The sequence below is a fragment of the Kribbella alba genome (assembly GCF_039529635.1).
Classification (GTDB): domain Bacteria; phylum Actinomycetota; class Actinomycetes; order Propionibacteriales; family Kribbellaceae; genus Kribbella; species Kribbella alba.
Window position 1 is genome coordinate 389,258 of sequence record NZ_BAAANE010000001.1, and the last position, 9,873, is coordinate 399,130.

8 protein-coding genes are annotated in these 9,873 nt (G+C 68.0%); 5 read left to right on the top strand and 3 right to left on the bottom strand.

Annotation, left to right across the window (positions count from 1 at the left end; translation table 11 throughout):
• Positions 1 to 134: 134 nt before the first annotated feature.
• Positions 135 to 1,790 (bottom strand): murein biosynthesis integral membrane protein MurJ, encoded by a 1,656-nt coding sequence (murJ, locus tag ABD210_RS01925; RefSeq protein WP_344107913.1) that lies wholly within the window; start codon positions 1,788 to 1,790, stop codon positions 135 to 137.
• Positions 1,783 to 4,194 carry a hypothetical protein gene (locus ABD210_RS01930; protein ID WP_344107915.1) on the bottom strand — a complete coding sequence of 804 codons (2,412 nt, stop codon included), beginning with the start codon at positions 4,192 to 4,194 and terminating at the stop codon, positions 1,783 to 1,785. Before ABD210_RS01930 ends, murJ begins: the two co-directional genes overlap by 8 nt.
• A gap of 63 nt (positions 4,195 to 4,257) precedes the next feature.
• On the opposite strand from ABD210_RS01930, the gene ABD210_RS01935 reads away from it, so the two are divergent.
• The 4 genes from ABD210_RS01935 (at position 4,258) to ABD210_RS01950 (ending at position 7,907) form a co-directional block, all read left to right on the top strand.
• The gene (locus ABD210_RS01935) at positions 4,258 to 5,682 is read left to right on the top strand and encodes a CCA tRNA nucleotidyltransferase (protein WP_344107946.1); all 1,425 of its coding nucleotides are present in this window, start codon (positions 4,258 to 4,260) and stop codon (positions 5,680 to 5,682) included.
• Between the two features lie 102 nt (positions 5,683 to 5,784).
• The gene (locus tag ABD210_RS01940; RefSeq protein ID WP_344107917.1) at positions 5,785 to 6,402 is read left to right on the top strand and encodes a hypothetical protein; all 618 of its coding nucleotides are present in this window, start codon (positions 5,785 to 5,787) and stop codon (positions 6,400 to 6,402) included.
• 54 nt (positions 6,403 to 6,456) lie between these two features.
• Positions 6,457 to 7,143 (top strand): AAA family ATPase, encoded by a 687-nt coding sequence (locus ABD210_RS01945; protein ID WP_344107919.1) that lies wholly within the window; start codon positions 6,457 to 6,459, stop codon positions 7,141 to 7,143.
• The gene (locus ABD210_RS01950) at positions 7,137 to 7,907 is read left to right on the top strand and encodes a hypothetical protein (RefSeq protein ID WP_344107920.1); all 771 of its coding nucleotides are present in this window, start codon (positions 7,137 to 7,139) and stop codon (positions 7,905 to 7,907) included. The genes ABD210_RS01945 and ABD210_RS01950 overlap by 7 nt, the downstream gene beginning before the upstream one ends.
• Here the strand turns inward: ABD210_RS01950 and ABD210_RS01955 are convergent.
• Positions 7,904 to 8,371: a GNAT family N-acetyltransferase gene (locus tag ABD210_RS01955; RefSeq protein WP_344107923.1), complete on the bottom strand. Its 468-nt coding sequence runs from the start codon at positions 8,369 to 8,371 to the stop codon at positions 7,904 to 7,906. The two genes, ABD210_RS01950 and ABD210_RS01955, sit on opposite strands and share 4 nt — an antisense overlap.
• Positions 8,372 to 8,471: 100 nt before the next feature.
• On the opposite strand from ABD210_RS01955, the gene ABD210_RS01960 reads away from it, so the two are divergent.
• Positions 8,472 to 9,743, top strand: a complete 1,272-nt coding sequence (locus ABD210_RS01960) for an amidase (protein ID WP_344107925.1) — start codon at positions 8,472 to 8,474, stop codon at positions 9,741 to 9,743.
• Positions 9,744 to 9,873: the final 130 nt, after the last annotated feature.

Below are 9,873 nucleotides of genomic sequence, written 5' to 3' on the forward strand. Positions count from 1 at the left end.
CACTGGTCGGCCTGCGTCTCCGCTCCGGATCCGGCGGCGGGGATCCGGTCGCGAGCGGTTGGCGGTCCGATCGCAGCCCCCATGCTAGTGCCCCGCTGACAGCGCAAGTGGTGCACTAGCGCACAAGCGGCCGATCAGGAGCGGCGGGAGCCTCCCGGCAGCTTGGATGTGACCATGGACACCACTCCGGTGACCTCGTGGATACGTAGTACCCGCGCCACCGCGACATATACCGGGAGCATCACGGCTGCGGCGATGGCCAGTTCGAGCGCGGAGGTGAGCGGGCCGCTCCAGTCCGTCACCGAGTCGATCGCTGTCAGGACAGCCCTCGCCAAGCCGGCACCTGCGACCGATGCGATGACCATGGCCAGCAGCGGCAGCCCGATTCCGGCGCCGGGCACGCGGGGGACGCGGCGGCGCAGGACGCTGCGCGACATCAGCACGGCGACCAGGTACGCGAGCGAATATGCGCCGCCGAGCACGACGCCGCTGAAGCGCAGGTGGTCCTCGTCCAGCAGCACCCGCACGCCGATCAGCGCGGCCGCGATGTTGGTGGCGGCGATCACGCACTGTAGGAAGAACGGCGTCCGGGTGTCCTCGAACGCGTAGAAGGTCCGCAACTGGAAGTACTGGACGGTGAAGGGCACCACGCCGAGCGCGAGAGCCATCAGCGTGTAAGCCATCAACTGCGTGTTGTTCTTACCGGCGCCGTACCCGGCGATCACCGTGGTGATCGGATGGGCGAAGGCGATCATCGCGGCCGCGGCCGGTACGACGATGGCCAGCGTCTGACGGATCGACCGGGCCGAGAGGCGGGCCACTTCGGTCACGTCGCCCTCGGACGCCAGCGCCGACATCTGCGGCAGCGCGGCGGTCGCTAGCGAGACAGTGACGATCCCGTGCGGCACCAAGATGATCAGCATGGCCGTGCTGTAGGCGACCAGCCCTGCCTTGGCGCCCGGGGTCTCCGAGGCGCTACCGGCGATCGCCAGCTTGGTGACCACCACGAGGGTCACCTGGTTGACAGCAACGAACAGCACGGTCCACCAGCCCAGCCTTGCGGTGTGGCCGAGCCCAGTGCCGCGCAAGCCGAACTTGGGCGTGTAGGTGTGGCCGCTGGCCTTCAAGTAGGGCAGCAGTACCAGCAGTTGGACGGCGATGCCGATGGTGTGGCCGAGGCCGAGCAGCAACTCCTCGCCGCCGCTGAAGGTCGGCGGGTTGTCACCGACCCGATAGATCAGCAGGAAGCCGATGATCGAGGCGCAGGCGACGATGTTGTTCGCGATCGGCGCCCACATCATCGGGCCGAACCGGCGCCTCGCGTTCAGCACCTGGCCGACCAGGACGAAGGCGCCGTAGAAGAAGATCTGCGGCAGGCAGAGCCGGACGAACATGATCATCGACGCACGCTCGGAGGCCCGCGAGGGGTCCTTCAGCTCGTTCGGAAGGTAGAGCTCGGCGATCAGCGGCGAGAGCAGCACACAGGCGACCGTGACGACCGCGAGCACGACGAAGCCGAAGGTGAGCAGCCGGTTGGTGAAGTCCTGGCCGCCGTCCGAGTGGTTCTTGATCGCCCGGACCAGTTGCGGCACGAGCACGGTGTTGAAGACACCGCCGGCCAGCAGGATGTAGAGGCTGTTCGGGATCGTGTTCGCGGCGGTGAAGATGTCACCGCGCAGGGCGGTGCCGATGGCGGCCGCGAGCAGGGCGATCCGGACGAATCCGAGCAGGCGGGACAGGACCGTTCCGGCTGCCATCACCGCCGCGGAACGCAGGGTGCGGTCAGCCATCCTTCGTCCCGACTCCTTCTTTCAAGCTCTCGGTCGACGATGGCGCCTGCCCTGGTACGCCGTGAGGCACGTCCGCGGTGCCGTTCTCCGGTACTCCGTTCGCGTGGTCCGAGGCGATCCGGACACGCTGCACCTCATCGGCAGCCGGCTTCGCGGCTGGTTCCCCGCCCGCTGGTTTCCCGGCGGCTGGTTCGGTCGTGCCGTTCAGATCGTGTGGGTCGAGCGGGGCTGGGTGCAGGGCATCCGAGCCTGGCTCCGGCGCGGACGGGTTGCGCCGCTCGGAGCGGATCCTGCGGTAGATGCGGACGGCCGACGTACCGAAGAGGAGCGCGATGGCCGCGCCGACCAGGATCCAGCCGACGCTGCCGTACTGCGCGGCCTGGATCACCAGCTCCTGCGAGCGGCCCACCGGCAACTGCTGCGCCGAGATCACCTGGGCATCGGCCCGGATCAGGCCGTTCTGCTCGGCGCTCGCGTTGATCTGGTACGTCGCCTTCTGGCCTGCTCCGAGCACCTTGGTCTGCAGCGGCTCGATCTTCAGGTCGGTCCGGTTCGGCGACGACACCTGGATACCGACCCGGACGGAGACCTCGAGCTCGTTCGCGACGGTCAGCGGGAAGGTGCCCTTGCCGGCAGACAGGTTCACCCTGATCTGGCGGTCGCCTCGTGCACCGGAGTTGGTGACCAGGTGCACCTTGCTCAGCTGAGAGCTCACCGTGCTCTGCTCGTAGGTGATGAACCGCTGGACCTCGTCCGGGAAGCCACGCCAGTTGTAGGAGCTGGCCCGCAGCAAGGCACGACGCAGATTCTCGTCAGCATTGTCGGCGTTGGTCAGCAGCGAGATGAACGTGTTGGTCGAGCCGTGCAGTCGCTTGATCTGGTCGAGCTGGCCGTTGGGCAGACCGGCCGTGGACCGCGGTGACACTGGTGCCTTCGTGACCGACGGCTTCGGGGTGGCCGCGATGACGCTGTTGAGGTTGACCGGCGTGATCCACGGCAGCGACAGATCCTGCGCCAGCGCGGCGGCGGCCTGGCCGTCGGTGCCTGCGCTCCGCGGCGGAACGGCGACCACGGAGATCGAGCCAGTACCGGTGGAGGCGAGCAGTGCGGTCTCAGCGGCGAAGCGCTGCCGCACCTGGATCGGCGAGGACGCCGACGCCGTGTCCGGACCACCCGCGGTCAGCGCGGAGTCGGCGATCACCGTGCGGACGCTCTGGACCGGACCTTCGGGAGTGAGCACGTCGTACACGGGTGACGGCGACAGGGCCGGCCGGTCCGCGGTGGGCCAGGACGAGCTCGTGACGAGGTTGACGTCGTCCGCCTTCGCCCCGGCGTACCCAGTGGAGGCGGCGGCCAGGTTGCGGCTGCTCACCGAGCCGTTCTCGAGCCAGAGCCCGGAACTGAACAGTTGGCCTCCGCCGAGGTTGTACTGCTCGGTGGCCGCGCGGGACTGTCCGACGAGATCCTTCAGCCCGCCGCCCGCGTCGATCAGGCTGTCGACGTCCGGGTCGCCGTAAGGGAGCAGGACGACGGGGTTCTTGGCCCGGCTGGTGTCGAAAGCCTTCAGCCAGGCGGCGACCACCTTCGCGCCGGTGCCGGGCTTGGTCAGGTTGTTGGCGCCGACCACGCGGTAGCCGTCGCGCATCTGGCGCGCCTCGTCGAGCATCGCGGGGTCGACGAGCCAGGTGACGTTGCGCTGCTGCCCGAGCGCGAGCAGTCGCCCCAGTGCGCCGGTCGGGGCCATCGACTCGGCCAGCGACTCGTTCGCGAACCGGTCGTTGCTCAACATGGTCGGTCGGTGTTCGAGCGGCACGACGAGCGCCGTGTTCACCTTGCGCGCTGTCGGCCGGCCGTCGATCACCGGCATCAGGGTCCGCGTCCGGCCCGCCGTCACCCGGGTGACCTTGCGGTCCTGGTCCGTGAAGTTGCCGCGGAACATCACGCCGACCACATAGACGCCGGGGTTCTTGCCGATGTGCCATTCCGCCCAGGGCACGACGAGCTGGAACTTGACCGTCGCCTTGGGAGCGAGTGGAGCAGTGAACGCCTGGAACGTGGTGGAGTCGGCATTGGTGAGGCCGGTGCAGCTGTTGTTCTGCGGCTTGTCCTCGGTCGGGATCGCCGCGAGCTGGGCCCTGGTGGTCAGCCGGTGCTCGTCCACACAGGCGATCGCCTGCGGGTTCTCGAAGGTGACGCTGCTGGTGTTCGTGACCCGCCCGGTGATCGTCACGGGTTGACCCGGCTGCGGGGTCGCCGGGGTGAAGGAGTCGATGGTCACAGCGACCACCGGGTCGTCCGCCGCAGGGCTCGCGACCGCGCTCGTCGAGGCGGAAACCGCTGCCGACGCAACGAACACCAGGCCCGCCGCGATCGCCGCGGAGAGCCTCAGTCGCCGTCTGAACACGCCGTCACCGTAACCTAGTTCCCCGTGTCCTCTACTCCCGACCGCTCGGCCTCCTCCGGATCGTTGTCCGCACTACAGCGCAAAGCTGTCCAGTTGCTGCTGCAGATCGCGCCGGTGGTCGACGAGCTGGGTGCCCGCTTCGCCTCGGCCGGCCATGAGATCGCCCTGGTCGGAGGTCCTGTCCGGGACATTCTGCTAGGCCGGGGGAGCAAAGACCTCGACTTCGCCACCTCGGCCAGGCCGGAGGCGGTGGAGAAGCTGCTGGCCGGCTGGGCGGACCACGTCTGGGACATCGGCAAGGCGTTCGGCACCATCGGTTGTCGGAAGGGCGAGTGGGTCCTGGAGATCACTACCTACAGGTCGGAGTCCTACGATCGCACCTCACGCAAGCCCGAGGTCGAGTACGGCGACAACCTCGAGGGTGATCTGGCCCGCCGTGACTTCGCGATGAACGCGATGGCGGTACGGCTCCCGTCGCACGAGTTCGTCGATCCGTACGGCGGCCGGGCGGACGTCGCGAACAAAATGATCCGGACGCCCGGATCGCCCGAGGACTCGTTCTCCGACGACCCGCTGCGGATGATGCGCGCGGCCCGGTTCGCCGCCCAACTGGACTTCACCCCGGACCCCGCCGTGGTGGCCGCGATGACGACGATGGCCGAGCGGATCACGATCGTGTCGGCCGAACGGGTCAGGGACGAGCTGATCAAGCTCATCTGCGCACCGCATCCCCGGATCGGGCTCGACCTGCTGGTGTCGACCGGACTTGCCGACCACGTGCTGCCAGAGCTCCCGGCGCTGCGGCTGGAGGACGACGAGCACCACCGTCACAAGGACGTGTACCAGCACTCACTGACGGTGCTCGACCAGGCGATCGACCTGGAGGACCGCCTCGACGACGTGGAGACGCCCGATTTCGTGGTGCGGTTCGCCGCGCTGATCCACGACATCGGCAAGCCCAGGACGCGCAAGTTCGAGGGCGACGGCAAGGTCACCTTCCACCACCACGATGTCGTCGGCGCGAAGCTCGCCCGGAAGCGGATGAAGGCGCTCCGGTTCAGCAACGAGCAGATCGAGCAGGTCTCCAAGCTGGTCGAGCTCCACCTCCGCTTCCATGGGTACGGAACCGGCGAGTGGACCGACTCCGCCGTACGCCGGTACGTCCGGGACGCGGGTGAGCTCCTCAGCCGCCTGCACGTGTTGACCCGGGCCGACTCCACCACGCGGAACAAGCGCAAGGCGGAGGCCCTCCGGTCGGCGTACGACGATCTGGAGAAGCGGATCGAGCAGTTGCGGGAGCAGGAGAAGCTGGACGCGATCCGGCCCGACCTCGACGGCAACCAGATCATGGAGATCCTCGGCATCGGCCCCGGCCGCGAGGTCGGCGAGGCCTACCACTTCCTGATGGAACTCCGCATGGACGAGGGTCCTCTTGGCGAAGACCGGGCCCGCGACGCCCTCCTCACCTGGTGGAACAACCGCTCCTGAGCTTTGTCCACAGCCCGCGAAGACAGGACCGAAGGGCCTCCGCACCCGTAACCTGACAAGTGCCGGACCGAACCACCTGTTCACCTGGTCTAGCCTCACGACGTGGACATCTGGAGCATCATCGGGTGGGGCGGGTCGGCGCTGGTCGTGCTGTCGTTGCTGCAGACCCGGATCCTGCGACTCCGCCTGCTGAACCTGATCGGGTGCGTGATCCTGGTCGGCTTCAACCTCGCCATCCAGGTCTGGCCGATGGTCGGGATGAACGCAGTACTCGCGGTCATCAACCTCGTGCACCTGTGGCGGTTGCTCCGGCATCGGCACGACGCCGCTCAGTACGAGGTGCTGGAGGTCAGGCAGAGTGACGCCTACCTCGGTCACGTCCTGGCGGCGCACGGCAAGGACATCAGCCGGTTCAACCCCGGCTTCACCTCGGCGGGGAGCCCGTACGCGTTCCTCGTCCAGCATGGCGATCGCACAGTCGGCGTGGTCCTCGCCCACGACGCCGGCGACGGCCGCGCTCAGATCGACCTCGACTATGTGCTGCCCGAGTACCGCGACTTCACCCCTGGCGAGTTCGTCTACCGCCGCAGTGATGTCTTCGCCGGCCACGGCTTCCGCCAGGTGATGGCGCCGCGACGGATGCGCGAGTCCGCCTCCTACCTCAACAAGGTCGGCTTCCGCCCCGACGGCGCGGACCTCGTCCTCGATCTCCCTCGGTAGGCGATCAGTTCTAAAATTGTATAAGCACACTTATTATAAGTACACTTCCATAACATGAGGAAGCCGGATCGAATCTTCGCTCGCGATCAAGAGTGGAGTAATCTGTCGAGCTTTGCGACAAGGCCGGCGGACCATCCGCAGCTGGGAGTCGTCAGTGGCAGGCGTCGGCAGGGCAAGACCTATCTGGTCGACGCGCTGGCGGAGCGGACCGGCGGACTCTACTTCGGCGCGACCGAAGCAACCGAGACGGAGTCGTTGACGCTCTTCGCTGCCGCGGTGGGCGAACATCTCCGCGTACCGTCGCCGCCCCGCTTCGACAGTTGGGACGAGGCGGTCCGGTTCCTCTTCTCCACCGACAGTTCAGCCGGACCGTTCGTGATCGATGAGTTTCCCTACCTCAGCAAGGTCTCGCCCGCCCTGCCCTCGATCCTGCAGCGTGAGATCGATCAAGCGGCCTCTGCGGGCCGGAGCACCAAACTGCTGCTCTGCGGTTCGGCGATGTCGGTGATGGGTGGACTGCTGTCGGGCACTGCGCCCCTGCGTGGTCGAGCGACCCTCGAGTTGGTTGTTCGCCCCTTCGACCACCCGCTGGCGGCTGAGTTCTGGGGAATCACCGACCCACGTCTGGCGCCCTCCTCCACGCAGTCGTCGGCGGCACGCCGGCCTACCGGCGCTTCGTCAACGACGACAGTCCCGGGTCGATCGAAGATTTCGACGCCTGGATCCTCCGGACGGTGCTGAGCCCGGCCAGCCCACTCTTTCGCGAGGCCAGATATCTGCTCGAGGAGGAGCTGGTTGTGCGGGACACCGCGCTGTACCACTCCGTCCTCGCAGCGGTTGCCGCCGGCAACAGCACCCGCGGCGGGATCGCGAACTACGTCGGACGGAAGGCGACGGACATCGGTCATCATCTCGTCGTGCTGGAAGACAGTGGCCTGCTGAGGCGACAGACGGACATCTTCCGACCGGGCAGGTCCACCTACCATGTGGCTGAGCCACTGGTCGTCTTCTATCAGGTGGTGATGCGGCCGCAATGGGGCCTGCTCGAGAGCGGCCGGGCGACGAACGTCTGGGAGGCGGCCAAGGCCCGGTTCTCCTCGCAGGTCGTCGGCCCGCACTTCGAGCAACTTTGCCGGGAGTTCGCAGTGGCGGCGCCCGAGGCCCTGTTCGGTGAACTCCCGGGCGAGATCGGAGCGGGTGTCGTCGCGGACCACTATCGCCGAACCCAGATCGAAGTCGATGTCGTGGTTCTCGCGCCGGCCGCGCCGGGCAACCGACGGAAGATCCTGTCGCTCGGTGAAGTGAAGTGGGGCGAGGTGATGGGCCGGCGGCACATCGAGCGGCTGAGTCGGGCACGGCAATTGTTGTCCGGCGACTACGACACGACCGACACCATCCTGGCTTGCTACAGCGGCGCCGGCTTCGAGCGAGACCTCGATCCGCAGGTGCTGACCATCGGCCTGAATCAGGTGTACGGCGACCAGTTGTACGGCGGCCGGCTCTAGGCGAGGTCCTTGGCGAAGCAGAGGGAGGCTGGTTCGTTCTCGAACGGGGGATAGGCCGGGATGGGGAGGTAGCCGTTGTGGGTATAGAGGGCGATCGCCTGGTGTTGCTCGGTGCCTGTCTCCAGACGGAGGGTGGTCAGGCCGCGAGCCCGTGCGTCGGATTCCACGCTGGCCAGCAGGACTCGGGACAGGCCCCAGCCGCGGGACGTGGGTTCGACGTACATCCGCTTGATCTCACCGACGCCGGGCGCCACGGGTTGGAGCCCGACGCAACCGACCGGGGCGCCGCTGAGCAGGAGCAGGGTGAACTCGATGTCCCGGTGGAGTCCGACCAGCGGTTGGTCCTCGGCGTAGATCGCGGCCAGTTCGGCCTGTTGGGCCGTCGTCAGCGCGAGCACGGCCTCGTCGCTGCTCGTGGCCGGCCGCAGTTCTACCCCTTCGATCAGTTCCACCCTGTCGATCATGATCCGGACGGTAGCAACCAGCCGTGACGCTGCTGTTTCGCTTTTCTCACTGGGTGTGCAAGCGGCAGAGAGGTTGCCATCGGCGTGCTCTGATACTCCTGTGGAATCCATCGAGGAACTCGCGGCATCGGTCCGAAGCGGCGAGATCGATCCGGTCGAGCTCGTCGAGCGGGCGCTGAAGCGGGCGGAAGAAACGGCCGAGCTGAATGCGGTGGTCCAGCTCGACGCGGAAGGGGCCCGGCGGGCGGCGGCCGAGCACGACCGGACCGGTGCACTCGCGGGCATCCCGGTTCTCGTGAAGGAGATCATCGAGGTCGAGGGCCTGCCGTTCCGCTGCGGGTCGCGCTCGATGGACCGCGTCAGCACCGAGGACGCAGACGTCGTACGCCGGCTGCGGGCCGCCGGGGCGATCGTCATCGGGCTCAGCCACAGCCACGAGTTCGCATACGGCTGCACTGGAACGTCCAACCGTGTGGGGCCCTGCCACAACCCGCATGACCCCTCGCGGATCACCGGCGGTTCCAGTGCCGGCGCGGGAGCGGCAGTAGCGGCCGGCGTGGTCCCACTGGCGATCGGCACGGACACGGCCGGCTCCATCCGGATCCCCGCCGCACTGTGCGGGGTGGTCGGCCTCAAGCCCGCCCGGGACACCCTGTCCGCCGACGGCGTGTTCCCGCTCGCGCAGAGCCTCGACCACGTCGGCGTGCTGACGGCAACCGTCGCCGACGCGCAGTACGCGCTCGACGCCCTCTCTGGCCAAGCAAGAACACCCCGTACTGCGGGCCCGCCGCGCCTCGGCCTGGTGTCCAATGCGGAACACCGCGACCATTCGGCAGAGGTCGGCCAAGCCTGGGAGGCGGCACTCGGTCGGCTGCAGGCGGCCGGCGCGACCACCAGCGAGGTCGAGCTTCCCGACTGGGCTGCGACCAATCGGACCGGCGTGGACCTCCAGGGCCCCGAGGCGGTCGCGAACCATGCCGGACGAGACACCCGGGCGTACCAGCCCGACGTACAGCAAAGACTCAGGGATGCGGCAGAGGTTCCGGCCTGGCGGTATGTCCAAGCTCGGGAGGACGCAGCCGCCCTCACTGCGACCGTCGAGGTCATCCTCAGTCAGGTGGACGCGCTGCTGCTGCCGACCGTGCCGATCGTTGCCCCGGCCATCGATGAGGTCGCGGCCGACTCCGTGGCCATCCGGGCGAGGCTGATGCGCAACACCCGCCTGGCCAACCTCACCGGTCACCCCACGTACAGCATCCCGCTGCCGAGCCCCGGTCTCCCGGTGGGCCTCCAGATCATTGCCATCGACAACCAAGCGGCCTGGGCCGCGGCGGGCTGGATCGAACAGGCCCTGACCTCCCGCCCGGCCTGAAGCCGGGCGGGAGATCAACTGGGGCGGAGTCGGTGCCCGCACCGGAGGTCGTCCGGTGCGGGGCGCTAGACGGTATGACGTGACGCCGTCGTGGTGACGGGGTTGCGGGCCGGGGCCTCACTCACACAGA

Bases quoted from the DNA above. Each gene is read 5' to 3' on its own strand.
- ABD210_RS01955 (WP_344107923.1), bottom strand. From the start codon at position 8,371: ATGATCGACAGGGTGGAACTGATCGAAGGGGTAGAACTGCGGCCGGCC.
- ABD210_RS01945 (WP_344107919.1), top strand. From the start codon at position 6,457: ATGAGGAAGCCGGATCGAATCTTCGCTCGCGATCAAGAGTGGAGTAAT.
- murJ (WP_344107913.1), bottom strand. From the start codon at position 1,790: ATGGCTGACCGCACCCTGCGTTCCGCGGCGGTGATGGCAGCCGGAACG.